General features: G+C 64.1%; 27 protein-coding genes and 1 pseudogene. 10 read left to right on the top strand and 18 right to left on the bottom strand.

Going from position 1 to position 26,249, the window contains the following annotated elements; translation table 11 throughout:
* Window positions 1–79: 79 nt before the first annotated feature.
* Entirely contained in the window at window positions 80–1,093 is a 1,014-nt protein-coding gene (locus tag BW934_RS06095; protein WP_234969651.1) for a hypothetical protein, read from the bottom strand.
* Window positions 1,080–1,643: a sigma-70 family RNA polymerase sigma factor gene (locus BW934_RS06100; protein WP_076346175.1), complete on the bottom strand. Its 564-nt coding sequence runs from the start codon at window positions 1,641–1,643 to the stop codon at window positions 1,080–1,082. The genes BW934_RS06095 and BW934_RS06100 overlap by 14 nt, the downstream gene beginning before the upstream one ends.
* 143 nt (window positions 1,644–1,786) lie before the next feature.
* Between BW934_RS06100 and BW934_RS06105 the strand changes: the two genes are divergently transcribed.
* Window positions 1,787–2,860: a quinone-dependent dihydroorotate dehydrogenase gene (locus tag BW934_RS06105; protein ID WP_076346177.1), complete on the top strand. Its 1,074-nt coding sequence runs from the start codon at window positions 1,787–1,789 to the stop codon at window positions 2,858–2,860.
* 34 nt (window positions 2,861–2,894) lie between these two features.
* Here BW934_RS06105 and fabI read toward each other — a convergent pair whose 3' ends face one another.
* On the bottom strand, window positions 2,895–3,677 hold the full coding sequence (fabI, locus tag BW934_RS06110; RefSeq protein WP_327077689.1) for an enoyl-ACP reductase FabI: 783 nt from the start codon (window positions 3,675–3,677) through the stop codon (window positions 2,895–2,897).
* Window positions 3,678–3,885: 208 nt separating this feature from the next.
* On the opposite strand from fabI, the gene BW934_RS06115 reads away from it, so the two are divergent.
* A complete protein-coding gene (locus tag BW934_RS06115) occupies window positions 3,886–4,500 on the top strand; it encodes a superoxide dismutase (protein WP_076346179.1) in 615 nt (204 codons plus the stop codon).
* A 143-nt stretch (window positions 4,501–4,643) separates the two neighbouring features.
* The gene (iadA, locus tag BW934_RS06120; protein WP_076346181.1) at window positions 4,644–5,978 is read left to right on the top strand and encodes a beta-aspartyl-peptidase; all 1,335 of its coding nucleotides are present in this window, start codon (window positions 4,644–4,646) and stop codon (window positions 5,976–5,978) included.
* 23 nt (window positions 5,979–6,001) lie between these two features.
* Here the strand turns inward: iadA and folE are convergent, their stop codons facing one another.
* A complete protein-coding gene (folE, locus tag BW934_RS06125; RefSeq protein ID WP_327077690.1) occupies window positions 6,002–6,562 on the bottom strand; it encodes a GTP cyclohydrolase I FolE in 561 nt (186 codons plus the stop codon).
* 106 nt (window positions 6,563–6,668) lie between these two features.
* Window positions 6,669–7,853 carry a hypothetical protein gene (locus BW934_RS06130; protein WP_076346185.1) on the bottom strand — a complete coding sequence of 395 codons (1,185 nt, stop codon included), beginning with the start codon at window positions 7,851–7,853 and terminating at the stop codon, window positions 6,669–6,671.
* 133 nt (window positions 7,854–7,986) lie between these two features.
* Between BW934_RS06130 and BW934_RS06135 the strand changes: the two genes are divergently transcribed.
* Window positions 7,987–8,688, top strand: coding sequence for an SGNH/GDSL hydrolase family protein (locus BW934_RS06135; RefSeq protein ID WP_234969632.1), 702 nt, complete (start codon window positions 7,987–7,989; stop codon window positions 8,686–8,688).
* Window positions 8,689–8,880: 192 nt separating this feature from the next.
* On the opposite strand, the gene BW934_RS06140 is transcribed toward BW934_RS06135, so the two are convergent.
* The 3 genes from BW934_RS06140 to BW934_RS06145 all read right to left on the bottom strand — a co-directional run bounded on the left by BW934_RS06140 (window position 8,881) and on the right by BW934_RS06145 (window position 11,307).
* Window positions 8,881–10,425: a recombinase family protein gene (locus BW934_RS06140; protein WP_076346187.1), complete on the bottom strand. Its 1,545-nt coding sequence runs from the start codon at window positions 10,423–10,425 to the stop codon at window positions 8,881–8,883.
* Entirely contained in the window at window positions 10,425–10,583 is a 159-nt protein-coding gene (locus BW934_RS15065; protein WP_200805728.1) for a hypothetical protein, read from the bottom strand. The genes BW934_RS06140 and BW934_RS15065 overlap by 1 nt, the downstream gene beginning before the upstream one ends.
* 79 nt (window positions 10,584–10,662) lie before the next feature.
* A complete protein-coding gene (locus BW934_RS06145) occupies window positions 10,663–11,307 on the bottom strand; it encodes a DedA family protein (RefSeq protein ID WP_076346189.1) in 645 nt (214 codons plus the stop codon).
* Between the two features lie 61 nt (window positions 11,308–11,368).
* Here BW934_RS06145 and BW934_RS06150 point away from each other — a divergent pair.
* A pseudogene (locus BW934_RS06150) lies at window positions 11,369–11,890 on the top strand (sigma-70 family RNA polymerase sigma factor); the annotation flags it as partial.
* 24 nt (window positions 11,891–11,914) lie between these two features.
* Here BW934_RS06150 and BW934_RS06155 read toward each other — a convergent pair.
* The 3 genes from BW934_RS06155 to BW934_RS06165 all read right to left on the bottom strand — a co-directional run bounded on the left by BW934_RS06155 (window position 11,915) and on the right by BW934_RS06165 (window position 16,654).
* Entirely contained in the window at window positions 11,915–13,150 is a 1,236-nt protein-coding gene (locus BW934_RS06155) for a S1C family serine protease (protein WP_076346193.1), read from the bottom strand.
* A gap of 74 nt (window positions 13,151–13,224) precedes the next feature.
* On the bottom strand, window positions 13,225–15,156 hold the full coding sequence (locus tag BW934_RS06160; RefSeq protein ID WP_076346195.1) for a dynamin family protein: 1,932 nt from the start codon (window positions 15,154–15,156) through the stop codon (window positions 13,225–13,227).
* Window positions 15,149–16,654, bottom strand: a complete 1,506-nt coding sequence (locus BW934_RS06165) for a dynamin family protein (protein ID WP_076346197.1) — start codon at window positions 16,652–16,654, stop codon at window positions 15,149–15,151. Before BW934_RS06165 ends, BW934_RS06160 begins: the two co-directional genes overlap by 8 nt.
* A 161-nt stretch (window positions 16,655–16,815) precedes the next feature.
* Here BW934_RS06165 and BW934_RS06170 point away from each other — a divergent pair, with 161 nt between their 5' ends.
* On the top strand, window positions 16,816–17,202 hold the full coding sequence (locus BW934_RS06170; protein WP_084182515.1) for a hypothetical protein: 387 nt from the start codon (window positions 16,816–16,818) through the stop codon (window positions 17,200–17,202).
* Between the two features lie 25 nt (window positions 17,203–17,227).
* A complete protein-coding gene (locus BW934_RS06175) occupies window positions 17,228–18,283 on the top strand; it encodes a tetraprenyl-beta-curcumene synthase family protein (protein ID WP_076346201.1) in 1,056 nt (351 codons plus the stop codon).
* 3 nt (window positions 18,284–18,286) lie between these two features.
* On the opposite strand, the gene folB is transcribed toward BW934_RS06175, so the two are convergent.
* The 7 genes from folB to BW934_RS06210 all read right to left on the bottom strand — a co-directional run bounded on the left by folB (window position 18,287) and on the right by BW934_RS06210 (window position 24,233).
* On the bottom strand, window positions 18,287–18,667 hold the full coding sequence (folB, locus tag BW934_RS06180) for a dihydroneopterin aldolase (RefSeq protein ID WP_076346203.1): 381 nt from the start codon (window positions 18,665–18,667) through the stop codon (window positions 18,287–18,289).
* Complete coding sequence (locus BW934_RS06185; protein ID WP_076346205.1) at window positions 18,664–19,521, bottom strand: YihY/virulence factor BrkB family protein; 858 nt, start codon at window positions 19,519–19,521, stop codon at window positions 18,664–18,666. Before BW934_RS06185 ends, folB begins: the two co-directional genes overlap by 4 nt.
* A 4-nt stretch (window positions 19,522–19,525) precedes the next feature.
* The gene (locus BW934_RS06190; RefSeq protein WP_076346207.1) at window positions 19,526–20,470 is read right to left on the bottom strand and encodes an RluA family pseudouridine synthase; all 945 of its coding nucleotides are present in this window, start codon (window positions 20,468–20,470) and stop codon (window positions 19,526–19,528) included.
* A gap of 92 nt (window positions 20,471–20,562) precedes the next feature.
* On the bottom strand, window positions 20,563–20,808 hold the full coding sequence (locus tag BW934_RS06195) for a NifU family protein (RefSeq protein WP_076346209.1): 246 nt from the start codon (window positions 20,806–20,808) through the stop codon (window positions 20,563–20,565).
* 97 nt (window positions 20,809–20,905) lie between these two features.
* The gene (locus tag BW934_RS06200; protein ID WP_076346211.1) at window positions 20,906–21,511 is read right to left on the bottom strand and encodes a GNAT family N-acetyltransferase; all 606 of its coding nucleotides are present in this window, start codon (window positions 21,509–21,511) and stop codon (window positions 20,906–20,908) included.
* Between the two features lie 69 nt (window positions 21,512–21,580).
* The gene (locus BW934_RS06205; RefSeq protein WP_076346448.1) at window positions 21,581–22,063 is read right to left on the bottom strand and encodes a hypothetical protein; all 483 of its coding nucleotides are present in this window, start codon (window positions 22,061–22,063) and stop codon (window positions 21,581–21,583) included.
* A gap of 52 nt (window positions 22,064–22,115) precedes the next feature.
* Complete coding sequence (locus tag BW934_RS06210; protein WP_076346213.1) at window positions 22,116–24,233, bottom strand: ATP-dependent helicase; 2,118 nt, start codon at window positions 24,231–24,233, stop codon at window positions 22,116–22,118.
* A gap of 260 nt (window positions 24,234–24,493) precedes the next feature.
* On the opposite strand from BW934_RS06210, the gene BW934_RS06215 reads away from it, so the two are divergent.
* From BW934_RS06215 to BW934_RS06225, 3 genes are all read left to right on the top strand, one after another.
* Complete coding sequence (locus BW934_RS06215; protein ID WP_076346215.1) at window positions 24,494–25,006, top strand: DJ-1/PfpI family protein; 513 nt, start codon at window positions 24,494–24,496, stop codon at window positions 25,004–25,006.
* A 63-nt stretch (window positions 25,007–25,069) separates the two neighbouring features.
* A complete protein-coding gene (locus tag BW934_RS06220; protein WP_076346217.1) occupies window positions 25,070–25,807 on the top strand; it encodes a peptidylprolyl isomerase in 738 nt (245 codons plus the stop codon).
* 16 nt (window positions 25,808–25,823) lie between these two features.
* The gene (locus tag BW934_RS06225; protein ID WP_076346219.1) at window positions 25,824–26,249 is read left to right on the top strand and encodes a hypothetical protein; all 426 of its coding nucleotides are present in this window, start codon (window positions 25,824–25,826) and stop codon (window positions 26,247–26,249) included.

Here is a 26,249-nt window from a genome sequence, read left to right on the forward strand (position 1 = left end):
CGCCCTCATTCCGCATCCAGTGTACTGAGCCCGTCCACGAAACGCAATGGCAGACACGGCGAATGGGGCAGGCCCAGCGCTACGCTTCGGGGACGAGCGGCGCATCCAACAGCGTGACGTGACAGGTTCGGCTGAAGAAATCCGTTCCCTTCTCCGACAGCACGCGAAATTCCACGCGCACCCGCTCTTTGGGCTGCAGGACGGTCGGCCACGACACGCCCGGCAGCTCGGGGGTCACGTGAAAGAGAAAGCGCACCGACGTCGGATCAAAGAAGGTGCCGGACGCGCTCTCGGAAAACCAAATGACGGCGCGCTCGTCGGCGAGATGAATGGGATAAGACGCTTGATTGACGAGCGTCGCGTAGACGTCCGCCGACTGCCAGCTCGGCCCTTGCCCGCCTGGCGCAGGCAACACCTGAATGTCTTCGACCGCGACGGGCGCCTCTTTCCAGACGAGATTGGCGGCTTCGGGCGAGACGGATCGGCTGTAGAAAAAGCGCACGTGCGGGATCTCGATGAGCGCCTGCGAACCGGCCGCATGAGGACCGGAGGGGTGAAATCCCCAGGTGACGGTCTGGCCGGGCTTCAGTCCCTGAGCAGGGGCGTTCACGAACGTGAGCCAGTTCTCGCGACCGCCTGCTTCCGTGAACCAAAGCACGCCCATCAGCTCGGGCTCGTACAGCGTCCGCTGCGAGGTGTTGCGCAGCGTCGCGATGACGCACGAGTTCTCGGGCTCGCCGGGCAGCGTGCCGATGTGGACGTGGGTCACCTCGACCGGCGCATAGGCGAGACCGAAGCCGTGGACCACCTCGCGCACGAGGCCCTGGTTGACGCCTCGGGACGTCACGTGCGCATTTTGCACAGTATCCATGGGCGGTCTCGGCCAGCCTGCGACGAGACAAAGGAGTGCGACCGCGGCCGAGGCAGCCCAAAGGCCTGCCGTCGACAAGAGGCGCCGCCTGGTTGTCCGTGCCGGCCGCACGCCCGATGCCTGGCGAAGCACGCGCTCTTTCAACTCATTCCGAAAGGGAACGGATTCACGATTGCGATACCATTCCCGCAGTTTGACGTCTTGATCGTCATCCTCGCGCATGGTCAACGCCCATCCCTCCCCGCTCGGCAAGCGCCCGCTCCAGCAGATGGCGGCCTCGATGCAGCCGAGTCCTGACGGTCTCGTCGCGAATCCCGAGGACCTCCGCGACTTCATGCGTCGTGAGATCGTTTCCGTAATACAGTTCCATCACCTCGCGATAGGTCTCGGGCAGCGAGCGGATGGCCGCCCACATGGCGTCGCGGGCGAGTTTGTCCGCGACCACGTCCGCCGGATCGGTCGGCTCGACCTCTCGGGCGAACGCCTCGCCCTCGTCGGCCCGTTCGCGCCTTTCCGCGCCCGAGCGCAGGACATCGCGCGCGCGGTTCGCCGTGATGGACAAAAGCCACGTCTTGACGGACGAATGGCCTTGGAACTCATGGTAGTGCTGCCAAGCCCGCAAAAACACATCCTGCGCGATATCTTCGGCCTTGTGAAAGTTGTGGACATACGAATACGCCAGCCGGATCACGTCGCCGCCATACAGTTCCATCCACTCGGCAAGCGGCGCCGCGTCCCCCGGTTGGCTGTCGGTGCGACGCGCGTGCCTCATCATCCTACCCCTTCAGCCATGGGTCCACTGAGTAGACGAACGACGTCCTGACTGTGTGACAAGAACGCGGATCCGCGTGCAGGGTGCTCGGGTTCATGGTACACTTCCGAACGACAAACGTCCGCTATCGCGAGGGGGAGCGTATGTATTCTGCCGTCCGATCGATGTTGTTCCGGCTGTCCGCTGAGCGGGCTCACGAGTGGACGCTCGCGGCACTTCGCCGTTTTCCTGCCGCTGCCGGCTGGATGGCGCGCGCCGTCCAACCGTCGGATCGCCTGGCGCAGACGCTGTTTGGCCTGCGCTTCCCTCATCCGATAGGGCTCGCCGCCGGCCTGGACAAAAACGGCATCGCGATCCCGGCATGGTACCAGATGGGCCTCTCCTTCGTGGAGGTCGGGACGGTCACGCCGAGACCCCAGCCGGGCAACCCCAAGCCGCGCCTGTTTCGGCTGGTGGAGGACGAGGCGCTCATCAACCGGATGGGGTTCAACAACGATGGCGCGGCCGCCGTGGCACGTCGGCTCGAGCGAGCGCGTGCGTCCGGGATGAACGGCGTGCTTGGCGTCAACCTCGGGAAGAACAAGGACACGCCGAACGAACAGGCGCATGACGATTACCGGCTGGCGCTCGTCGAACTCGCGCCCGTGGCCGATTACGTGACCATCAACGTGAGCTCGCCGAACACGCCTGGGTTGCGTGACCTTCAATCGGAGGCGTTCATCCTGGATCTGCTCGCGGCCATCGAACCTGTGCGCAGTCAGTACGGCCTGCCCGTGTGGGTGAAACTGGCGCCGGATTTGCGAAACAGCGAGATCGAACGGATCGCGGATGCGCTCGCGACGTCGACCTATCGAGATCACGTGGGCCTGATCTGCGCCAATACCACGGTGGCGCGGCCGCCTCTGGCGGGCCGACACAGGGCGGAAACGGGAGGATTGAGCGGGCGGCCGCTGAGGGCGAGATCGACCGAAGTCGTGCGGATTGCGGCCCGCGCTGCGCAGGGGCGGCTTCCTATCATGGGATCCGGCGGCGTGTTCAGCGCGGAAGATGCGTACGAGAAAATTCGGAGTGGTGCGTCGCTCGTTCAGATTTATACGGCGCTCATCTACCGGGGCCCGGCCGTCGTCGGCGACATCGTCCGGGGGCTTGACGGGCTGCTCGCGCGAGACGGGTTTGCGAACGTCGCCGAAGCGGTGGGGGCCGACCTGAACAGGTGAGCGTGCGGGAGGCTTGTCCCCCCGCACGGTGAAGTCAAAGGCCGATGATATGGTAGCCGCCGTCGACATGGATGACTTCCCCTGTGACGCCGCGGGCGAGATCGCTCAGGAGAAAGGCGGTGACGTCGCCGACCTCTTCGGCGGTGATATTGCGCTTCAGGGGAGCGCGCTCCTCGACCGCGTGCAGGACCTCGTTGAAGCCGCGCACGCCCTTCGCGGCCAGCGTGCGGATGGGCCCCGCGGAGACGGCGTTGACGCGGATGGCGTCGGGGCCGAGATCGCGCGCGAGGTAGCGAACCGACGCCTCGAGGGCGGCTTTGGCGACGCCCATGACGTTGTAGTTGGGCACAGCCCGCTCGGCGCCGAGGTAGCTCATGGTCACGATGCTGCCGCCGCGCTTCATGAGGGCCCGTGCGGCGCGAGACACGGCGACGAGGCTGTAGGCGCTCGTCTCAAGGGCGAGATCGAACCCCTCGCGCGGGGTGTTCACAAACTCACCCTGCAGATCCTCGACGCGCGCATGCGCGATGGAATGGACGATTCCGTCGATGGAATCTGTGGCACGGCCGATCTCGGCGAACGCGGCCTCGAGCGAAGCCTCATCTTGGACGTCGCACTGGACGATGAGCGGCATCTCTGCGGGAAACGCTTCTTCGCAGAGGCGCCCGAGCTCGCGCCCGGCGCGATCACTCCGGTACGTGAAGATGAGCTTTCCGCCCAACCGCCGAATCGATTCCGCCACTGCCCAGGCGATGGAACGGCGATTGGCGACGCCCATCACGACGATGGTTTTGCCTTCTAAAAGGTGCAACCTCATCTCCCTTTCCAGCGTAACCTCTCCACTCATGTATACCATCTCGGCGCGCGCCCCGTAAACCAAATGCGCGCAAGGGGCCCCGAACTCCTGGCAGGCGCGCGGCACGGCGGGATGGTATCCTCTTATTTCCTCTTCACCTGGAATTGTGGACAGACATGCGCTACAATGGGAACGGATCATGAAAATTCGTAAGGAGGTTGAGCTGCGAATGCCACATCAACTCCCACCGCTCCCGTACGCGTATGACGCGCTGGAGCCGCACATCGACGCGGCGACCATGAATGTCCACTACAACGGTCACCACGCCGCGTACGTCAACAACTTGAACAAAGCGCTGGAAGGCCACGCTGATCTCGAGGCCAAGACCGTGGAACAGCTGATCAGCAACCTCGATGCCGTGCCCGAGGACATCCGCACCGCGGTTCGCAACAACGGCGGCGGCCACGCGAACCACAGCCTGTTCTGGCCCCTTCTGTCGCCGAATGGCGGCGGCGAGCCGACGGGCAAGCTGGCGGAAGCCATCCGCGAGACGTTTGGCAGCTTTGACGCCTTCAAGGAGCAGTTTTCGCAGGTCGCGGCGGGTCGCTTCGGCAGCGGTTGGGCTTGGCTCGTGCTCGACAACGGCAAGCTCGCGCTCATGAGCACGGCCAACCAAGACAACCCGCTCATGGAGGGCAAGAAGCCCATCCTCGGCCTGGACGTCTGGGAGCACGCGTACTACCTCAAGTATCAGAACCGCCGCCCGGAATACATCAAGGCCTTCTGGAACGTCGTGAACTGGGATCAGGCCAACAAGAACTACGAGGCTGCGCTGAACGGCTGACGCGCCTCCGCAAACCGCCCCGCGCGGGGCGGTTTTTTTATGCGTCGAAGCGGTGCAACGCGCGGGAACATTTGACGTTCGCGCATAGCGCCTCTTGGTTTGGATTAGTCTACCATATAAACGCATGCGACCAAGGAGGACCTATGCCAGCGCTCACCCTGCTACGAAACGCGCACGTGTTTGCACCTGACGATCTCGGCGTACTCGACCTTCTCGTGGCGGGCCGGCAGATCGTCGCCATGGACCGCCACCTCGAGCTCGGCGGCAACGTGCCCATGGACGTGATCGACTTGGACGGGCGTCCCACCGTGCCTGGGCTGATTGACCAGCACGTTCACATGGCGGGCGGAGGCGGCGAAGGCGGATTCCACTACCGCACGCCTGAAATCTCGCTGTCGCACGTGACGGCGGCGGGCGTCACAACGGCCGTCGGCGTGCTGGGCACCGACGGGGTCACGCGCAGCACCCGCGAGCTTCTCGCGAAGGCGTTTGCGCTCGACTTTGAAGGCATCACCACGTACATCTACAGCGGCGCGTATCAGGTGCCGACGCGGACGCTGACGGGCATGCCGCGGTCCGATCTCGTCCTCGTCGACAAAGTCGTGGGCGTCGGCGAGATCGCCATCGCCGATTCGCGCTCGAGCCATCCCGACGAACGTGAAATTGCGGAACTGGTGTCCGAAGCGTACGTGGGAGGCCTGTTGGCGGGCAAAGCGGGCGTGGTGCACTTTCACATGGGCGACGAGGACGACCACCTGGATCTCCTCATCCGCGTGGCGCGGCGCACCGGTCTGCCGCGCTCCGTGTTTGTGCCCACGCACCTGAATCGGAATCCGGGGCTGTTGGACGCGAGCATAGAGTGGGGCAAGCGGTACGGCATGTGCGACGTGACGAGCGGGATTCGACCCGATGAGCACGATCACGTCTCTGTCAAGCCGTCCAAGGCCATTGTGAAGCTGCTCGATGGGGGTGTCGAGCCGCACGTCATTAGCATGAGCTCCGACTCGAACGGATCCTCTCCCATCTTCGACGAGCGGGGCAAGCTCGTCGCCATGGGCATTGGAAGCATTGCGACGCTGTGGCAGGAAACGGTGGATCTCATTCGGGAAGAACATCTTCCCATTCCGCTCGCGATTTCCTTTACCACGTCGAACGTCGCGCGGCTGCTCAAGCTTCGGCACAAAGGCCGCCTCAAGCCCGGATGCGACGCGGACATCGTCGTCTGTGACGACGCGTTTCGCATCGAGCGCGTGTATGCCAAGGGCAGGCTCATGGTGAAGGATGGGAAGCCTGTGGTGTTTGGCACGTTCGAGGACTCGAGCCGCGTGCCCGGATCTCCGGGGTCAAGAGCCGAGTCGGCTCACATCGGCACGCCGGAAGCGCGCGCCGCAGTCGGCCCGTCGTCCGACGACGAGGACGATTTCCCCGATCGCGACGAACGGCAAGCGCGATCCCGCAGGCGACGCTACTGCTGCTAAGCGCGTGAGCGCGAGCGCGCGCCTCAGGTGCCAAAGCGAATGAGCTGCAGAATTTCTTGGCGCAGGCGCGCGTCCTCGTATTTGCCGCGCGCGGCGATGGTCGTCGTGCGGCTGCCCGGTTTGCGGATGCCGCGCATGCTCATGCACAGGTGTTCGGCATCCACCACGACCAGAACGCCCTCCGCCTCAAGGGCGTCCGCGAGCGCGTCCGCGATCTCATTGGTCATTCGCTCCTGGACCTGGGGTTTTTTCGCCACCACGTCCACCAGCCGGGCGAGCTTGGAAAGCCCTGTCACCACGTTGCCGTGGGGGAGATATGCCACGTGAGCCGTTCCGAAGAACGGGAGAAGATGATGCTCGCACATCGAGTAAAACGGGATGTCGCGCACCAGCACGACTTCGCCGTGTTCGACGTGAAACCGAGCAGAAAGCTCCTCCTGCGGATCTCTGTGAAGCCCCGCAAAGATCTCCTCGTACATCCTCGCCACGCGGGCAGGCGTGTCCACCAGCCCCTCGCGGTCCGGATCCTCGCCGATGGCCTCCAAGATCATGCGGATGGCTTGCTCAATTCGCGCCGTGTCCATCGGCTTGTCCATTTCTCGAGATGCGCGCACGCGCTCCGAGTCCACGCGAGATGTCGCCACACTGATCCTCCTCAAAATCGCCGCCCGAAAAGCCCCGTGCCCGCCTTCAGGCGGGCGGGCAGTCGACGCCGCTGTCGCGAAACTGAACCGTGTTGTACAGGCCGCCCCACGTTTTCACCTGATTCACGTAGGATGTGGCCGGGCAGCCGGCGTAATACGCAATATAACCGCGGATGTTTGACCCGCTCACCATCGGGCGATTGCCCTCAATCGGCGCGATCGCGAGAAAACACGGTTCCGCCACCGTCTGAAGGTCGTAAGTCACATACTGCCACTGATTGACATAGAAGGCCGGCTGCAGCCGCTGCGAGACGCTTTTCACGCCAGCGACAAATCCCTGGATGAACGACTGGAACTCCGCAGCCGTTGACGCAGGATTATTGTATCCCTCCGGATCCAAAATCACAAAGTCCGGTTTGCGCGTCCCCGGATACGCCTCGACTTGCGAAGCGGCGTACGCCCCAGCCGCGTACCCTGCCTCGTAGAAGCCCTTACCCGCCTCGGGCCAGCTGACCGTCCAAAACGAAAGCCACCACGCCGAATGGCCTGTAGCCGCGAAGGCGCGCGCAATGTGAAGATCCGGTTGGCTGGCGATCACCTGCGTGTAGGGCGACGTCTCGATGCCAAGCGCCGTGGTGGTGGCGACACCCGGCCACCCCTGCTGGAACGCCTGCAGGACCTCCTGTTCGGTCGAAAACGAGGCGTAAAGGCCCACGGACGGCGTGGACACGGTGGGAGACGGATCGACTCCTTGCGAGACGGAGACGCCCACCACGTGCGGCGAGCTTCCGGTCACGCAGACGCGCTGGGGCACCTCCTGGGCTGGCAGCGACGCGTAGCCGCGCGGGAAGGCGCCGTGCACCGCGTAGTAGGCCAGCATCACCGCAAGGGTGAGACTGTCGAGCGCGGTGTAACCCGCCGCATTGACGAACGTATTCGCCCGGGCGGTCTGAACGCCTTGGCCCGCCGGCTCGACGGTGAACGGCGTGTGTCCAGCCGGCGTAGCCGCCGGATTGGACCAGCCGCAGGGATTGTAATAGAGCGCGTAGAGCGCAGCGCCGCCGACCGCGATGACGAGCGTCGAGGCATCCGCGCACTTCGACCACGCCGTTTGGAAGTCGCCGGTGCACTGGCTGTAGGGAATGCCGGCGACGTCGGCCGCGGCGTAACACTTGACGAGATCGCCCTGGGTGGCGGCGTATAAAAGCACGTGTTCGGGCCGTACGGTCACGTTCTCCTCTCCTCACGGACGAGAATCGGGCATCCACCCACTCGTTTGGCGTGCCCCTTGCATGCAATGAAGATGCGATGGTTCATTGTATGCCGGCCCCCGCGTGGCTTGCGGGCGGCGGTCAAAGGAGATGATGGCCGTGAAGGTGGTTCATATGGGCGACTCCATCGCGTACGGCGAGTGCGCGTCCGCACCTTCGCGCGCGTACCCCCTCGTCGCGGCCCGCGCGATCGCGGCCGAACGCCACACGGCCGTGGACACGTGCGTCATCGCGCAGCCTGGGTGGACGAGTTGGAACCTGGCCCAGGCCGTGAGTGCAGACCCGGCGGCTTTCACGGGCGCGGACGTCGCGCTCATGTTCGTCGGCGGCGACGACCTCATTCAAGCCGGCCTTGCCACCCTGAACGGAGGCCGCCTGCGCCGCCAGCTCGCGGAGGCCTATGCCCGCTACGCGCGCAACTTCGACCGGATTGCTGGGGCGTGCCAGCGGCAAGGCATCCCGCTCGTGTGCTGCACCCTGTACAATCCGTTTCCGCGTTCACCCATCGCGGTGGCGGCCGTGTCGGGCCTCAATCAGGTCATCGTGCAGCGCGCCATGGCGCGTGGCATCCCCGTCGCCCCGGTCGACGCCTGGTTCGCTGGGCGAGAGCCCCTCGTCATCGCCGGCTACCGCTCTGGACGCCTGGAGGACATCCTGAGGGGCGGCGAAGCGCCAGTGCATCCGAACGATCTCGGCCACCGGCTGATAGGCCTTGGGCTTGCGCGCTACATCTCACCCCTTGCGGAGGCACGACATAGGCTAGGAAGCACGGCCGTTTCGCACAGTCGGAGGTGACTTTCCTTTGTTCGAGCTGTCCCTCTTCTCCGGATGGGCCGGCGACTTCACGCTGGCGTCAAGCTTCGCCAGCCAGTCGTTTCCGCAACCGCTGTCCAAGGAGGAAGAAGCCAAGTACTTTGAGCTTTGGCGGACCTACCGGGATAAGAAGGCGCACGACATCCTCGTCGAGCACAACCTACGCCTGGTCGCTCACGTCGCCAACGTGTCGTCGACACTCCAACCTGTCGCTCCGCCCAGCCAGCCCACCACGGCGAGCCTGATCTCATCTCCCGCCGCATCCATTTCCACGCGCGACACGAACGTATCGAGCCAAAGCCGCTGCAACTCCACGTCCGCGCTCGACTCCAGCGCCTCCCACATCGCCGCTTGCGCGACTTCCTGCTGCCGGCGCGCGTGGCAAAGGCGGCAAGCCTCCATCCATCCCTCGCGCACGCGCCGGGTTGCCTCGGCCACCTTGTTGAGCGCCTCGGCGCGGTCCAGATGACCAGACACGTACAGATCCTGGGCGCGATGGCGCTTGTTGAGCGCCGCTCGGATCGCTTGGCGAATGCTCGCTTGGTCGTCGGTCAGCCAGCCGCCCGCGCCCTCGCGCACAGCGCTCGAAACCGGGGCGATCCCGGCGTCGCGCACGCGGCGGACCAGTTCGCGCCACACGGCCCGCTCAACCTGCTCCGCAGGCACGCGCGCGCAGCGAAACGGACAGGCACGCTCCCCGCGCTCGGCCGGCGGGCGCCGAAACCGGCGCACCAACCCACCTGACGTCTGACATGCCTCGTGGCGCCACAGCCGTTGACAGCGCGCACAGACCAGCCTGCCCGAGAGAAACGAGTGGCGAGACGCGGACCCACGCCGCTCGCCCCGCCGCTTCCGCTTTTCAACCGCCCGGGCAAGGGCCGGATCGACGATGGCAGGCACCTGCACCGCAATCCAATCGGACGGATCGCGAACGGCGACGACCTGCCGACCACGACCTCGGCGCGCGCCCGCCCCGGTGCGCGCATGCTTCTTCTGCGTGCGCCGCCTGTTGTACAGCCACGTGCCCTGGTAAAGCGGGTTGCCCAAAATGCGCGCCACCGTGCTGTGGTGCCACCGCGCGGCCTGGCGCGTCTTCGTCGGCACCCCCATGTTGTCCAGGCGGTCCGCGATTTGGCGCAGGCTCAGGCCGTCCATGCCGTACCAGCGGTAGATCAGGCGGACGATCTCGGCCTCCTCCGGCACCACGGCATACTGACCCGCTTCGTAGCGATAGCCGTACGGATCGACGCCGGACGGCATCACCTTGCCGTCTCGCACCGCACGCAGTTTGCCCGCGAGCGTGCGCCGCCGGATTTGGCGCAGCTCGTACTCGGCGATGCTGGAAATTACATGAAACAACAAGACGGCTTCGTCCGATTCATCCCAGTTTGGGACGTCGACGAAATGCAGCTTGACGCCGCACGCGGACAGTTCGCGCACCACAATCGCCTTGTCCGCCACATTGCGCGACAAGCGATCGGGGTGTTTCACCACCACGCGGTCCACGAGCCCGCGCCGCACGTCGTCGAGGAGCCTCATCAGCTCGGGGCGGTCCATGTCTTCGCCCGATCCGCCCGCCTCTTCGTACAGGCGTATTTGATCCGGCGAGGCGCCTAGCGACAGCGCATACTGCACGCACGCGTCGCGCTGGACGTCGAGCCCGTGCCCCGCCTGCGCCTGATGCTCGGTCGATACCCTCGTGTACACGGCGGTCCACATCAGGACCCATCTCCCGGCGACAGGTCTGGCCGCGTAGCGGCCGTGGAGGCCGCGAGCTTCACCCAGGTCTTCGACCAAAGCCGAGCGAGCTGCGCGTCCAGCGCCTCCGGGTTCTCTTTTGCGTCTTGAATCCAGATCACGCGAATGGGCCGCTGCACGAAGAACACCCCCCTTCGCATCTATGCGCGACCGAGGATGTCCTACGACAGCGGCCCAGATGAGTCGATGGGCGATGGGTCAGGGTTCTGCTCGTTTTCGATCTGCAGGGGCTTTTTCGCCGCCCTTCGAGCCATGCAACTTCTTCCGCTCCACGACGCGCAGCGCCACAATGGCAGCCACGATCACGGCAACGAGAATGGCAGCGAGCCAGAGGTGATGCTTGAGGAACGGCCAGTAGCGGCTGACTTCCTCGCCAATATACTTGCCGGCGATGATGAAGGCGCCAGACCATACCACGGCCGCGAGGGTATTCACGGTGAAGAATTTGACGGGGTTCATGCGGTTGATACCGGCCAGGTACGGCACGATGATGCGGACACCCGCGATAAACTTGGCGATGAAAATCACGGCCAATTCATAGCGCTGAAAACGGTCGTTGACCATGTCGAGCTTTTTGTCCGTGATGCCGACATACTTGCCGAAGTACAAGACGACGGGGCGTCCCAAAAACCAGCCGATCCCATACGCGACCGCCGACCCGACCACGTTGCCAAGGCAGCCCATGAGCCACAAGGGGACGAGATGGAACACGCCTTTGGACCATTCGATCCCGGCGAGTGTCAGCGTCGTCTCAGCTGGAAAGGGAAACCCGATGGCCTCGACGAAGATGATGAAAAAGACGCCCGCATAGCCGTAATGCTGAATGATCTCCTGAAAATGCACGCACTCGCCTCCACGATGGCCCTACCGCGGCGATGTCGACGACACGAAGAAGTTTGATACGTCCGGGATCGATCAGGACGATCTGATTTCCATCGGCACGGTCGGCTTGATTAAGGCTGTCGACACGTATCAACCGTCCAAAGGCACCAAGTTCGCCACGTACGCCGCGCGGTGCATCCAGAACGAGATCCTGATGCAGCTTCGCGCGCAGCGAAAGTCGCGCAAGGACGTCTCCCTCTACAGTCCGATTGGCACGGACAAGGAGGGGAACGAGATCACCATCGGCGACATCCTCTTTTCCGAGAGCGACTCCACGGAAGACGAGGTTTCGCGCCGAATGGAGATCAACACGATGCGCCAACTGCTCGATGTCCTCGATGATCGGGAGCGCAAAGTCATCGAGTTGAGATTCGGCCTCGCCGACGGCCGCGAATGGACGCAAAACGAAGTGGCCGATTCGCTCGAAATCTCGCGGTCCTACGTGTCTCGCCTGGAAAAACGGGCACTGCTCAAGATGTTTCATCAGTCGCACGTCGCCAAGGAACGCAAACAGGCCGTCCGCAACGCGCGCCTTCAGCCCTAAGGACGAAGGTCAGCGCCTTTAGGTTCACGGATTTTGGCTGGATGGCCAGGTCCCGAGCGTGACGCGCACGTGCAGGGTTTTGCCTGCGCGCAACACGGTGAGCACCACCGTCTGACCCGGTTGATCTTGGTTGATATCCTGCGTCAACTGTTCGATGCTGGAGACCTGCTTGCCGTCAATCCCGACGATGATGTCCCCGTTCCCCTTGAGCAGCGCGTACGGATTGGCCGACTGGCTTAGACTGTTCAACTTGGCCGCGTTCGAATCTCCGCGCAGCCCCGCTTTCGCGGCGGGGCCGCCCGGGGTCACTTCGGTCACATAGACGCCCGAGGCCACAGGCAAGTGCAGCGCTTGACGCATCAGGTTGTCGATGTCCATTCCCTCGATGCCGAGCCAGGCGTGCGCGACGGGTTTGCCGGCGAGCAATTCTGGCTCGAGCTGGATAAACCGGTCGATAGGAATGGCAAAGCCAATGCCGATGGACCCCTCGATAGGGCTTTCGATCAGCGTGTTGATGCCGACGACCTGTCCTGCCGCGTTGAGCAGCGGGCCTCCCGAATTTCCAGGGTTGAGCGGCGCGTCCGTCTGGATCATGCCGTTCATCACGTGCCCGTTCGACTCGGACATCGACCGGTTGAGTCCGCTCACGATGCCCGAGCTGACGCTCGAGGTCAGCTCAAACGGGTTGCCGATGGCGATGACCAGGCTGCCCGGCTGAAGCGACTTCACCGATCCCAACGGCAGCGGTTCCAGCGATTTGGGCGCCGGGATGCGAACGATGGCGAGATCGTCCAGCTGGTCGGCGTCAATCACGCGGCCGACGAATTGGCGGTTGTCCCCGGACACCTGGACCGTTGTGGCCGATCCGACGACATGCGCGTTGGTCAAGAGATCGCCGTTGTGATCGATCAGGAACCCCGTGCCGATATCTTCTTCTGCGTCGCTCGACGTCGGCTTGCCTCCGGAGACGGCCGTAATGGTAAAGATGCTATTTTTCACTCGGTTATAAATCTGCGTCACTATGGTCGTGTCCTCGACGCCCGGGATCGGCGTGAGCGATCCGGACGTGCTCGCGGTGTTGCCCGTCTGGGGAGGAACGTATTCCACGGTCGTCTGGGAATGACCGCGCGTGAGCGCCGCACCCGTCCAGATGCCGAGGATGTAGCAGATGGCAAGCAGCGCGGTCCCGCTCGCGAGCCACACGCCGACACGCCTGTTCTCACTCGGCCAGTCCTCGTAATCCCAACGTCGACGCCGCATGCAAATCTCCCCCTCGGCAGGCCTTCTCGCTTCTCCATTCTAACCATCCGTCGCACGAGCGACAAACGGAATGTTCAAGCGCCCGCCCGAAGCGCCGAAAGCACCTCTCTCAGCCGATCGCGTTCCGCGGGGTCGCGGGGCGCCTCGAGCTGAGCTGCCAATGCATCCAAGGACGAGGCGAGATCGTCGTAAAAGGCTGAGAGCGAGTCGACGAGGGCGCGCTGGGCCTCCTCCGCCAAGCGTCCGCCGACTTCGTCCAGCTTGGTTTTGACCTGTTCCAAGACCGCGGGCATGGCCGCGTCCATCATCGCCACCTGCCCGCCCTCTTCAAAAAACTGTTTGGCGGAGCGAAAGTGCCGGAAGTACGGGGCGAGCATGTCATCCTCCAGCGTGATGGCTTCGTCCGCCGCGGCGAGCTGCAGCGAAAGCTCGGGCTCTCGCACGGGCACCGCCTGCACCGGCCATGCATCCGCGAGCCGCTTGGCGTCTTGATGGGCCGCCCTTGCCGCCAACTGCTCGGCCCGAAGCGCGAATGTCCGAAGCTCAATTTCGACGCGGCGGCCGAGCGCGTCCGCGAACTCCTTGGCCGCCTCACGCAGCTTGTCCTGCGGATTGCCGAGGCGGAAACGGCCGGGGTGGAAGGCCTCGCGGAACATGTCGCGATAGGCGAAGCGAACGCGTTCTCCCGCGTGAAACAAAAGCTCGCTCAGTTCCCGCGCGAGCGGCGGTACAGCGCGCGCACCGACGGAGGACGACGCATCCGCCACGAGCGCCTGCGCCTTCTGGATCTGGGCGCGCTGCCGCTCGCGCTCCGCCTCGTCCGCCGTGATCGCAAGCGTGACCTTCTCGTATGCCGCTTCGACATCGCGTATCAGGGCTTGGCGCGTGCGTTCGACGAGATCGAGCGCCAGCCTGTCCGCTTCGTGGGTGCAGAAGTCGGCGAGATCGGACTCGAGCGCCGCGAGCCCAGCAAGCCGTTCGAGGTGCTGAATCTGCTCTGGGGTAGGCGTGAAATCGTCACGACCCAGGCGGGCGCGCGCGATGGTCAGCGCGGTCTCGTCGCTCGGATCGGCGGCGAGCAGGCGAGCCGCGAGGGCGAGCTGCGCCGACACGGGATAGACGCGGGGCTCGCGCACGCCGAGCCGCCGCTCGTCTTGCCGCACGCGCTCGAGCACGGCCTGCAGTTCTTCCTCGCTCTCGGCGAGATCGACGGCGTTGACGACCGAAAACAACTTGTTGGTCCCTGCCACGTCCTGCACGCCAGCGAGCTGCAGCAGGAACTCGCGGTCCGCCTGGCTGAAGGCGTGCGTGTAATACATCACGAACAGGACGGCATCCGCTTCGCGCATGTAGTGAAACGCCACGTTGGTGTGACGGCGATGAATGGAGTCGACGCCAGGCGTGTCGACGAAGATGTACCCACGCCGGCCGAGCGGAGAATCGGCCCACACGTCCACTTGGCTGACGTAAGCCGCGCGTTTTTCGTCTGCGGAAAAATCGCGAAGCTCCGCAAGCGTTGCCGCCCAACGCGAACCGATCCGCGGCCCCATCTCGGGATACCCTTCGGCGAGCGCCTTGAGAAAACGAATATGCCGCCGCAGGTGGACCGGAAACTTCGCCGGCAAGAGGCCGGCCGCCAGCTGAATCGCGTCTTCCAAGCTCGATGCCCGCAGGCCGAGTGCCGTCACGAGGGCTTGGACGTCCTGCCACAGCTCCTCGTGTGTCTTGGCCGAAATCTCGACCCGCGCGTCACCCGTTGCCGGATGAATGCTGGTGATGGCGGCCGTCGTAGGTTGCGGAGAGACGGCCAAGAGAGCCCGCCCCAACAGGGCATTGAGAAGCGACGACTTGCCAGCCGAAAACGCTCCGAAGACGGCAATCGTGGTCGCCCTTTGTTCCAACCGTTGCAGGGCGCGCTCGAGCAACCTGCAATCGACGCCCTCCATACCCTCGACCAAGTCGCGAAGCTCCCGAAGGCGCATGAGCGCGCGGTCCCGCTCATTCATCGCGCGGCACCTCCCCCTGGGTCACGGACGCGAGCGCGTTCTCGTATTGTTCCCCGTACTCGACATAGCTGCGCAATGCCCGGCACCGCGCGTCTGCCGCCTCTCGCTCCGCTAGGCGTTTCGCTTCTTCCTCGCGGATCTTGTCCTCGATGGAAGCCCAAAGCTCCTCCGCGAGGGTTTGGACCTGCGCGCGCATCTCCCGGCGCACCCGATCCTGCACGTCCCGGACGAACTGATGGCCGTACTCCGTCGACACGAGCGATCCCGGTTTCACGCACGCCTGCACGTAAGCCTCGTCGATGTGCACGCGAAGTCCCTGGCACCTTTCGATCAGCCGCTGTTCGGCAGCCGCACCGAGACCGAGATCGCGAATCTGCTGGGCCATCTCCGCAGACAGCGGCCTCGTGAGGAAGTTCTCGACCTTCTCGGCGAGATCGCGCACGAACGCCGCAAGCCGAGCCTCCCGCTCCGCGTCCGTCTTTTTGGCGGCGCGAAACACGCCGACCTTGAAATCCGGCCGGAGGCTCTCGATGTACCTGCGTCCCTTCTCGGCCGTCTCGTAGGGCGCGATTTGCGCGAGATCGACCGTGCGCAGCCAACCGTCGCAGAGCGCCTCGGCGCGGCGCTTGGCGTCCTGACGGCGCTCCTCCGCCTCCTGCGCGAGGGCCTCGGCGCGGCGCTTGGCGTCCCACAACCATTCGCGAGCCTCGTCGAGCGTCTGAGGCGCCCTTCCACATGCGATCTCGACGGCCTGCGCCCTCGCCGCGAGCTCGGCCTCGTAACAGGCGCTCACCCCTTCACGGGCGACCTCGATCAGGCGGCGCAGCATCGGCTCTCCGCCCGTGCCCAGACCGGACTCGGCGCTTTGGACGAGGTAGGCGCGCAGCTCGTCCAGCTGGCTGTACGGGGACGGCCGCACCGACGTGAAGAACACGCGCGAAGGGTCCACCCCGTAGTCGGCGGCGAGATCGCGCACGCTCGCCGCAAATTCGTCAAACGAGAGCTCGGCCTCGAGGTGCTTGTCAATTTGGTGCACGACGAAGAGGAGCGGTTTCTCGCTCTCCGCAAACATCTGAAGCAGTTCGAGGTTGCTATCGGCCTCGACGTGTTGATAGTCCGTCACGACGACGACGAGATCCGCCTGATACAGCGCATTCATCGTCGCCTCCCGGTGTCGGTCATCCGTGGAGTCGATGCCGGGCGTATCGAGCAGGCGCAAGGTGCCGCGCTTCGTGGCGATCTCGACGGCCTCCACCTCGGCCGTGGTGGGGTTGGCCCCGGTCTTCAGGTGCGTGCCGGACAGCGCCCCCACCAGGCTCGATTTTCCCGCAGAAAACAAACCGCAAAAGGCCGCGGTATAGGTGGTTAACGCGCCGCTGTCCGCGAAGATGCTGCGGATGCGCTCGGCATATCGAGACGCGCCCTTCGCCTCGAGCCAATCGGCCACATCGAGGAACCGATGGGCAACATGGGGCGCGCTGGTTGTCGGACTCGACATCGCGGATCTCCTCTCTCGCTGATGTTCTCCACCCATGATACGTGAAATGCCGGGGGTCTGCATCTTCGCGCGCTTTCGCCTCGCCTTCCCACCCGGTAAACGCCGCCGTCACGGCGCGGATTCGGCGAATAGGATCGGGATGAACGCAGGAGGTGAACGACGTGAAGCTCGACTCCTTCATCAAATTTGGCGGACTGGCCTTTGACATCGCTCAGGACGAAAAAGTGCGCACCTTCGTCACGATGCTCCATCATGGCATCAAGCGCAGAGGGCTGATTCCTCCGGCGACGCCACAGATGGGCCATGTGCCGCTTCACCCGTATCACCCCGCGCACTGGCCCGCCCATCATCACGCGATTCCGTTCTCACCTCACGCAACTCAGGTACACAGCGCGCCGCAGGCCGCCGTGCCGGCACCCTCCGCAGGGGCACAAACCCCCGCACCCCCAACGGGCGGGAGCGTAAAATCGGAGCCTTCGGGTACGATAGGATCTGGAGGCGGGCCGGGGTGGTTCCAGCAGCTCCTGGAGCTGTTCGATCGCCGGTGAAGCGCCCAAGAACGGAGGATGAAGGATGCCCCACGGCTCCAAACTCAGCCACAGCCAATTTCTCTACCGGCTCTTTCGCCGCGTGATGCCGCTCGTGCGCGCCGAGCTCGCCGCATGGCGCGCGCGAGCGGAGGCCATCCCCGACGAGCTTCTGCGCGAGCAGGCGCTGGCGAGCCTGAGGGACAAGCAGTTCCACGCGGATGGCGGATCGGTCTACGCTGCCGCAAGCCCGGAGTACATGGCGCGCCTCGTTCAGGCCATCGTGTCGCTGCAGACCATCAGCGACTACTTGGACAACCTGTGCGACCGCGCCGGCGTCCACGACCCCATCGCGTTTCGAACGCTCCATCAGAGCCTGCAGGACGCGGTGCATCCCGGCGTATCGCCCGCGAACTATTACCGCCACTATACGCACGGCGATGACGGCGGATATCTCGCCGCGCTCGTGGAGACGTGCCAGCGCGCTTTAGCGCAACTTCCCCATTACGCTCGGGTAGAATCCCAGGTGGACTGGTACGCAAGGCGATACAGTGAACTTCAAGAACACAAGCACGCGCCCCTTGAAGAGCGGGAGGAGCGGCTGCTCCGCTGGACCCGCCAGCACCTCGGCGCCTATCCAGGCGTCGCCTGGCACGAGTGGGCAGCGGCCACGGGCTCGACGCTCGGCATGTTCGCCCTGTTTCTCGCCGCGACAGAACCCGTCAGCCCGTCCGACGTGCAAAGGCTGCACAGAAAATACTTCCCATACATCTGCGGGCTGCACATCTTGCTCGACTACTGGATTGACGCCGCCGAGGACGAGGTGCACGGCGACTTTAACTTCGTCGCCTGTTATCGCGATCCGACGACCGCTTGGGCGCGCATCGAGCAGTTCGCCGCAGAGGGCGTGGAGCGGTCAGCCGATATCCCGGGCGGCGTCATTCACCGCTACGTCGTGCAAGGGCTGATGGGCATGTACCTCTCGGACCCCAAGGCGCGGACGGCCGCGCACCTGGCGGCGTCGCGCCGGCGAATCTATCGCCTCGGCGTCACGCCCATCCTGTTTTACTACGCAACACACCTGTATCGGCGCATGGCATAGCGCTCAGCGCCGGCGCCTCACCACGGCGCGCACCGTGTCGAGCGGCCCGGGCACAGGCGCTCCGGGCTTCGAGACGGCGACCTCCACGGAGCCAATCTGCGGAAACGCGGCGAGCACGCGGCTCGCGATGCGCTCGGCCAGCGCCTCGATCAGCCGGACGGGATCGCCCTCGACGGCGGCACGCACGACGTCGTAGACGGCGGCGTAATTGACGGCGTGATGGAGGTCGTCCGTCTCGCCGGCGCGGCGAAAGTCGCCGTACATGTGCAGGTCCACCACGAAGCGCTGACCGAGCGTTTGCTCCTCGGGATACACCCCATGATAGGCATAGAAGACCATGCCGATGAGGCTCAGCTGATCCGGGAATTCGTCCCCGCGGGTCAAGTGGGCACACCTCCTTCGTCCCCACCCATCTGCGCCAACAATCCCGCGATTTCCGCTCCAAAAAGCAGGATGATGAGCGCAATGTACATCCAGAAGATGAGTAAAATGACCACGGTCAGTCCGCCGTACACCACGTGATACGTGGCCGCATGCGCCGCGTACACGACGAACAGAAGCCGGGCGAGATCGAGCAACACTGTCGCGGCGAGCGCGCCGAGAATGGTGCAATTCAGGTTGATGCGCTTGGATGGAAGATAACGGTATACAATCAGGCACGTGATGAAGAGGGACAACGGATAGAGCATGCGCGTGACGCCCGAAAAGCGCGTGAACGCGGTCACCAGCCAGTTGCCTGCGGGGATGTGGTGGACCACCCAGGGATAGAGCGCCATGGCGAGCGCGGACATCACGGTCAACAACACGAGCGCCACAAGGAACAGCGCCGCGATGGCCCGGCGAGCGAGAAACGACCTGGGCGCAGTCACCTCGAAGATCCGGTCGAGCGCCTGTTGAACCGCGATCAACGCGCTCGTCGCCGACCATGCGAGCGAGAGAAAGCTGACCAATCCCGCGCGCGCACCGATGTTGCTCAGCTTGTTCAGGCTATTTTCAAGCATCTGCGTGGCGTTCTGCAGATCGGGATAATAGGGCCGGAGCGCGCCCAGCAACAACTCCACGATGACGCGGTGCGGAACCACCAGGCTCGCGCCGTACATGACGAGAATGATGAGCGGCAGGAGCGAGAACATCGCGTAAAAGGCGATTTGAGCGGCGAGCGAGGCGATGTCATGCGCCATGCAGTTCGCGCCGAGCTTGCGCGCGAACGCCTGCACCTCACGAAAGCGAGAAGGCACAACGTCACTCCCTTTTCAGGCGTTCCACGGAAAGGCCCATGTCGTGGGCAAGCTCGAGCCATGCGGGCGGGACCGGTGCCTTCACGTCGACCCGCGCGCCTGTGTAGGGATGCCAAAACTCGAGCGCATGCGCGTGTAACGCGATGTGAGAGGATCCAAATCCCGCGTGCGGACGGCCACCGTAGAGCTCGTCGCCGACGAGCGGCGCCCCTAGCGCCGCGAGATGGACGCGGATTTGATGCCTGCGCCCCGTCTCCAGCCGGAGCCGCACGAGCGTCCACCACTCGCCGCCCCGCAGCACTGCGTCCAGCACCTCGAGTTTCGTGCGCGCCATTTTTCCCGTCCGAGAGACGCGAAAGCGCCCGGACACATGGCGATCCCGCCCGATGGGCCGCTCCACGACGCCTGTCTGGAGGCGTTCTCCGCGCGCGATGGCCAGATACGTGCGGCCGATTCGCCGCGCGGCAAGGTCTAGATCCAAAGCGCGAAGGATGAGCCCGTGCTTTGCGTACAGCACGCACCCCGTCGTCGCCCGATCCAAGCGATGCACGTGATACGCGCGGCCCGCGCCTTCCTCGTTCAACAGCCGCTGCACACAGGCATCGAGTGTCGGTGCATCGGTCCCGTCGCTGTGCACCAAGAGATCCGCGGGTTTGTCCACGACCATCGCACTCGAGTCGGCGTAGAGGACGCGCACCTCCGGAAGGCGAGCCGACGTCACATCCACCGGCCCCAGGTCTTCCGCCACCCAGACGTTGAGAGGCCTGTCCCATCGCTCGTCCGCGCCAGGCGTGCGGCCCCGCGCGCGGAGCAGGTTCCGCCGCATGAGATCGCGGATATAGGCCTCAGGCACGTGCAGCGCCTGCGCCAAGCTCGCCGCAAACGGCGCGGGCCTCGGCGGCTTGGGCAGAGACACGAACACGCCCTTTGGGTTCACGCGCACATCCATGCGGCGCCATCACTCCATCCATTGTATACCATATGCGCGAGACAAAAAAACCGCCCTTGGCAGGGCGGCGGCCACACGGGCCTCGCGCGGCCTCACACCGCTTCGACGTACTCGACGTCCGGCACAACCTTTTTGACCGCGCGCTCAATCCCCATCTTTAACGTCATCACGCTCGCCGGACACCCCACGCAGGCGCCCTGCAGCGACACGTAGACTGTTTTCGACAAGTCGTCGTAAGAGACAAATTCCACATCGCCGCCATCCTGCTGGATGGCTTCGCGAATGGACTCGATGGCCTCGCGAATGCGCGCTTCTGTGGAGGTCACGTCGTTCACCATGATCCATCCCTCCAATACGCCTTTAGCATACGCACACGCAGAGCCGCAATGCAAGCACAATGGGGCGCGCGTGGACCGGGCGAGCGTCCAGACCGCGTCAGAACGGGAGCGGGAGCGAGGGCACGCCCGGGCTCACGGCGATGGGGCTCACGGCGATGGACTTCCACAGCACCAGCGTTCTCGGTTCGACGCGCGCCACTTCTCGAAAGCCGAGCTCCCTCGCAAACGCCAGGCTCCTCGGATTGACGTCCTGAATAAACACTTCGAGCGTGTGCGCGCCCATGCGCCTCGCCTCGGACTCCAAGTGCTCCATCGCCTTCCGGCCAATGCCTTGGCGCTGGAACTTTGCGTCCACCACGAGGGCGCTCACGTGCATCTTGCCCTCCGCGCTCGGCAGATACGAGTAAAATCCCACCGGCCGGCCGCTCCGTTCGATCACGACCGTCGGCATGCCGGACTCGAGATACTGGCGCAGTTCCACTTCAGGAAACGGCTCTCCAAACGCCTGCTCGTGCACGTGGCCGAGTTCGCGCCGCGCGAGCTGGACGATCCAGTCGTCGTCCTCGGGGCGCCGCGGGCGATAGCGAATGACCTCCTGCCCCGCGTCTTTTGACGACGCGCGCGGAGGCCTGTGCGGCTTGGAGCTTTTGCGAGCGCGGGCGCCCTTCGGCCCCGCTCGGTGCGAGCGGTTGGGTGTTGGCATGGCGATGTCGACCTCCCTTGGAGATGTCGACATCACACTATGCATTTGCCCGTACCGGTGCGCGATCCGTCATTCGGGTTTGCGCCTCGCGAACGAAAAGCGCCGCATGCCTTTTCCTCGCGTCGCCACTTGCTCTTGGCGCTTTCGCTCCAGTTCACGTCGCCGTTTGTTCGTCACCTCAGCCACGACATTGCCGATAAAATCCCCGGCGATATCCATGCGGTACTTTCGATTGACCTCGATTTTGTCGTATTCCTCTTTGGTGGTGCGAAACGTCACGTTCGCCGTCCGATGAACGTGCAGGCCCTTCATGGTCTGTCCCAGCGTGACGCGCCCCACCACCTGATAGGTGGTCAACGGCACGAACCGGGCAATGCCCTGCTTTCCCCGCTCGCGCACGCGCCGCTTCGACAGGACAAACACCTCGAAACGCTGCTTGTGTGCCAAAAACTGCTCGTCAAACTGGCGCTGGCGCTTGCGCGCCCAGAAGTAAAAGGCGGTGTACGCTGCGATCAACGCTGCGAGCACGCTGAGGACGATGATCCAATACATCAAAGCGGTAGCCCCCTGTGATGCCAAATCCGTCGGCGCAGATGCGCTCGTCTCATTGTACCACGACGGCGCCGTCGGTCCGTAATCCTTTCTTCGACACCCATTTCATGCCTATGGACGGGTGAAACATCACCTGCACACGCTCTTCGTCGGCACCCGCGTCGACGGCGAGCACAATGCCCTGCCCGTGTTGCGGGTGCACGACGCGATCCCCTGGGCGCAGGACGTCCGGCTCCAGCGCCTCGGCGAGATCGACCCGAACGGCGAGGTCGGCGCGGATTTCCTCGAGAAATCGCGACGGCTCGCGCGCCACCGTCTGGCCGTACAGGGTGCGCCAGGCGGCATGGGTCAGGATGAGCCTGTCCATGGCGCGCGTGAGCCCCACATAGCAGAGGTTGCGCTCCTCCTCGATGCGCAGTGGATCGTCGAGGGACCGCGCGTGCGGGAAAAGGCCTTCTTCCATGCCCACGAGAAAGACGACGGGAAATTCGAGCCCTTTGCTCGCGTGCAAGGTCATGAGCCTGACCGAGCCCTTGCCGCGATCCCGCTCTTTGTCGATGTCCGACATGAGGCTGACCTCCGCCAGAAACTCGGCGACCGTGCCTCCCCGCCGCTCGTCGAACGATCGCGTCACGCTGAAAAGCTCATCAATGTTTTCGACGCGCGCGAGGTCCTCCTTTTTCCCGGATTGCAGATACATCTCGCGATAGCGGGTGGCGTGCAACACCTCGGCCAGAAACTCGGAGACCGGCATGCCCTCCATCCACAGCGCGAGCTCCTCGAGGGCCGCGTGAAACTGTCGCGCCGACTCGGCGGCGCGCTCACCGAGCCCTGCCTCTTCGCCGCGACTCAGCGCCTGATACAAGCTTATGCCTTCGCTATGCGCGAATTCGAGCAGCCTGTCCACCGCAGAGTCCCCGAGGCCGCGCTTTGGACGGTTGATGATGCGCAAGAGCGAAATCTCGTCCTGAGGATTGACGAGGACGCGCAGATACGCGAGCACGTCTTTGACCTCGCGCCGATCATAGAACGTCATGCCGCCGACCACCGTGTAAGGAATGGCGCGCTCGAGCAGCGCCTCTTCCAACGCGCGCGACTGGGCGTTGGCCCGGTACAGCACGGCGCAGTCCTCATACCGCCCGCCGTTTTGCACGTGTTCCGCAATGGATTGCGCCACGTAGCTCGCCTCGGCCCCGCCATCCGGCAGCCGCACGACGAGCGGCTTCTCCCCGCGGCCGCGCGTTGACCGCAGCTCTTTGGGCCGGCGCCGCGCGTTGTGGGCGATCACGCTGTTGGCCGCATCGAGGATATCCTGCGTGGAACGATAGTTGCGCGTGAGCAACACGATCTTCGCGTCCGGGAAGTCCCGCTCGAACCGCAACATGTGCTCGCTGTCCGCGCCGCGCCATGCGTAGATGGCCTGGTCCGCATCGCCGACGGCGCACAGGTTGCGATGTTTCCCGCAAAGCAGGCGCAACAAACGAAACTGAATGCCGTTGGTGTCCTGATACTCGTCGACGAGCACGTGGCGGAACTTGTCTCGGTACCGTTCCAGGACGTCTTCGTGGGTCTCGAAAAGCAGAACCGTGTGGCCGATGAGGTCGTCGAAGTCCATCGCGTTCGCTGCAAACAATCGCTTTTGATACAGATCCATCACGCGGTCGGCGATGAGGTCGGATGGGTTCGCCTCGTTGACGACGCGAGCGTTTCCTTCGTTTTTCCATTGGGAGATGCGATGCTTGATGGACCGCGCGTCGTGCGCCTTCAGGTCATAGCCGAGATCGAGCAGGCACTGCTGGACGAGCGCCTCCTGGTCCTCGGAATCGAGAATCGTGAAGTTGGGGTCGTAGCCCAAGCGGTCCGCCTCGCGCCGCAGGATGCGCACACACACGCTGTGAAAGGTGCCCATCCAAAGGTCATCGGCGCGCGGGCCAATCAGGTCCCGGATGCGCGTTTTCATCTCGCGCGCAGCTTTGTTGGTGAAGGTGATGGCGAGGATCTCGTGCACCGCGACGCCGGCGTGCGCAATGAGATACGCGATCCGGCGCGTGAGAACGCTCGTCTTTCCACTTCCCGCCCCTGCGACGACGAGCAGCGGCCCGCTCGTGGTTGTGACGGCATCCTTCTGCTCGGGATTCAGTCCACGGACGATCTCGCTCACGTCAAGCACGACGGCCGTCCCTCCCACACGCTGGCTTTCGCAAGATCAGAGACTACCACGTCGCGGGCACGAGGCCAACACCTTTTGGACATGTTGCGGACAGCCTAAGCCCACAACCGCGCTCAGCCGCTGGCTCTGTTTCCAGGGCGCGGCCGATCCGCCCGAACGCGATCCACGCGGCGCACTTTTTGTTACGATACCATCGACACCATTCACCATGGACCGTCACCCACATCGACACCCATCGGAACGAGAGGACAAGCCTGCCCATGAGAGCTGTCTTTGTCGCCTTGCCATGCTCGCGCCTGGGGGACGTCGCCCCGGTGCTCGAGGGACTGCGGCGCTTGAACCGCCGGGCGCGCGTCATCACGCTCGACGGGCGGTGGTGCCACACGGCGGAAGGCCTGACTGTGCAAGCGGATGGCGTGATCGAGGAGCCTGTGCCGCCGGACGTTGGGCTGTGCATTCTGCCCGGCGGCTTGTACGAGGCCTCCACCTGGGAAGACCTGCGGCTGCACCGGTACCTGCGCCGGTTTTCCACCACGGGTGGCCTGTTTGTCGCCTCGGGCGAGGGGCTCTTGTGCCTCGCCTCGGCTGGCCTTCTGGGCGGCCTTCGCTTCACGGCGCCCTCGCACGTGGTGAACGAGCACGAGCCCATGTTTCGCTACGCCATTTTTGAACCTGGCCCCGTCGTGATCGACGGAAATGTCATTTCGTCGGACGGGTCCAACGCCCAGGTGCTGCTTCAAGCCGTGTTTGACCGCCTGAACCTCCGCCCGTAGGGGCGTCGCGATGCGAGCTGTGATATGATGGGGCTTGGTCCAAGCTCAAGAGGAGGCAGAACGATGAAACGTCGGACCTTGCTTGCGGGCATCACGCTGGCGGCGCTCGTCGCGGTGGCGGGCTGTGGCACGCCGGCCGGTAACACCGCCTCGCCGGACAACACAGCGAACTTGTCGAACACGAACGCGCCGGACACGCTGTCCAATGAAACCGGCCAGACGCTCGATACGGCCAACCCGCCGTACCTGCACACGTCGACCGAGCAGTGGAAGAGCATGCCGAAGATGTTCATCAACCCGAACAAGACCTATGACGCCATTGTCCACACCAATTACGGGACGTTCACCATCCAGCTGTTCGCCAAAGACGCGCCCATCACGGTGAACAACTTCGTGTTCCTGGCAGAGCACAACTTCTACCACGATTGCACGTTCTTCCGCATCGTGAAGAACTTCGTGATTCAAACGGGCGATCCTCGCAACGACGGTACCGGCGGCCCGGGCTACACCATCCCAGATGAACTCAGCCATCAGGTGCCATTCACGAAGGGCATTGTCGCGATGGCCAACACGGGCCAGCCGCACACGGGCGGAAGCCAGTTTTTCATCTGCACGGCCAATGACACGCAGGTCTTCCAGCCGCCCAACAATCGCTATACGGAATTCGGCCGCGTGATCTCCGGAATGGACGTGATCGACAAGATTGCCGCCATCCCGGTGACCGAAAACCCCATGACGCAGGAAGACAGCTATCCTCTGAAGACTGCGTACATCGAGTCGATTCAAATTCAAGAATCGTGAAGAAGGTGCCGTTCGATTGCGGGACGCTCGATTTAGGCAGTATTTCTGGATTTTCATCGTGATTTTGGCCGCCGTGCTGCTCAAGATCCGCATCGGCGGCAGCGTGCCATACCCGCCGAGCTACGACAAGTTGCCAGGAGGCGAAATCCGCGTGCACGTGGCGGCGAAGCCCGTCCCGGCCAACTCGGTGGGCGAAGCGTGGAATCTGCAGAAGCACGTGCAAAATGGCCAGGTCATTTACACGGCCAACCTGTACATGAACGGCAATGAGCAACTGATCTTCCCTGGCATCGGGGTCAAGCAAAAAACCCCCGAAGGCGTGCTCTACGCATCGAGCGGAAAAATCCGGTTCAATGGCCAGGACTACGAGGCGGTGGATCTGTTCGTGGATCGGGACGGGCGAGCGGGCTACATCGACTTTGCCAAGGCGAAGACCTCCTGA

This window comes from Alicyclobacillus vulcanalis, assembly GCF_900156755.1.
Taxonomy (GTDB): Bacteria; Bacillota; Bacilli; order Alicyclobacillales; family Alicyclobacillaceae; genus Alicyclobacillus; species Alicyclobacillus vulcanalis.

Bases quoted from the DNA above. Each gene is read 5' to 3' on its own strand.
- BW934_RS06165 (WP_076346197.1), bottom strand. From the start codon at position 16,654: ATGTCGAGTCCGACAACCAGCGCGCCCCATGTTGCCCATCGGTTCCTC.
- BW934_RS06115 (WP_076346179.1), top strand. From the start codon at position 3,886: ATGCCACATCAACTCCCACCGCTCCCGTACGCGTATGACGCGCTGGAG.
- BW934_RS06095 (WP_234969651.1), bottom strand. From the start codon at position 1,093: ATGCGCGAGGATGACGATCAAGACGTCAAACTGCGGGAATGGTATCGC.
- BW934_RS06175 (WP_076346201.1), top strand. From the start codon at position 17,228: ATGCCCCACGGCTCCAAACTCAGCCACAGCCAATTTCTCTACCGGCTC.
- BW934_RS06155 (WP_076346193.1), bottom strand. From the start codon at position 13,150: ATGCGGCGTCGACGTTGGGATTACGAGGACTGGCCGAGTGAGAACAGG.
- BW934_RS06220 (WP_076346217.1), top strand. From the start codon at position 25,070: ATGAAACGTCGGACCTTGCTTGCGGGCATCACGCTGGCGGCGCTCGTC.
- folE (WP_327077690.1), bottom strand. From the start codon at position 6,562: ATGGACACGGCGCGAATTGAGCAAGCCATCCGCATGATCTTGGAGGCC.
- BW934_RS06140 (WP_076346187.1), bottom strand. From the start codon at position 10,425: ATGTGGACCGCCGTGTACACGAGGGTATCGACCGAGCATCAGGCGCAG.
- BW934_RS06195 (WP_076346209.1), bottom strand. From the start codon at position 20,808: ATGGTGAACGACGTGACCTCCACAGAAGCGCGCATTCGCGAGGCCATC.
- iadA (WP_076346181.1), top strand. From the start codon at position 4,644: ATGCCAGCGCTCACCCTGCTACGAAACGCGCACGTGTTTGCACCTGAC.
- BW934_RS06190 (WP_076346207.1), bottom strand. From the start codon at position 20,470: ATGGATGTGCGCGTGAACCCAAAGGGCGTGTTCGTGTCTCTGCCCAAG.
- BW934_RS06215 (WP_076346215.1), top strand. From the start codon at position 24,494: ATGAGAGCTGTCTTTGTCGCCTTGCCATGCTCGCGCCTGGGGGACGTC.
- BW934_RS06105 (WP_076346177.1), top strand. From the start codon at position 1,787: ATGTATTCTGCCGTCCGATCGATGTTGTTCCGGCTGTCCGCTGAGCGG.
- BW934_RS06100 (WP_076346175.1), bottom strand. From the start codon at position 1,643: ATGAGGCACGCGCGTCGCACCGACAGCCAACCGGGGGACGCGGCGCCG.
- BW934_RS06160 (WP_076346195.1), bottom strand. From the start codon at position 15,156: ATGAATGAGCGGGACCGCGCGCTCATGCGCCTTCGGGAGCTTCGCGAC.
- BW934_RS06135 (WP_234969632.1), top strand. From the start codon at position 7,987: ATGGCCGTGAAGGTGGTTCATATGGGCGACTCCATCGCGTACGGCGAG.
- BW934_RS06200 (WP_076346211.1), bottom strand. From the start codon at position 21,511: ATGCCAACACCCAACCGCTCGCACCGAGCGGGGCCGAAGGGCGCCCGC.
- fabI (WP_327077689.1), bottom strand. From the start codon at position 3,677: ATGAGGTTGCACCTTTTAGAAGGCAAAACCATCGTCGTGATGGGCGTC.
- BW934_RS06205 (WP_076346448.1), bottom strand. From the start codon at position 22,063: ATGTATTGGATCATCGTCCTCAGCGTGCTCGCAGCGTTGATCGCAGCG.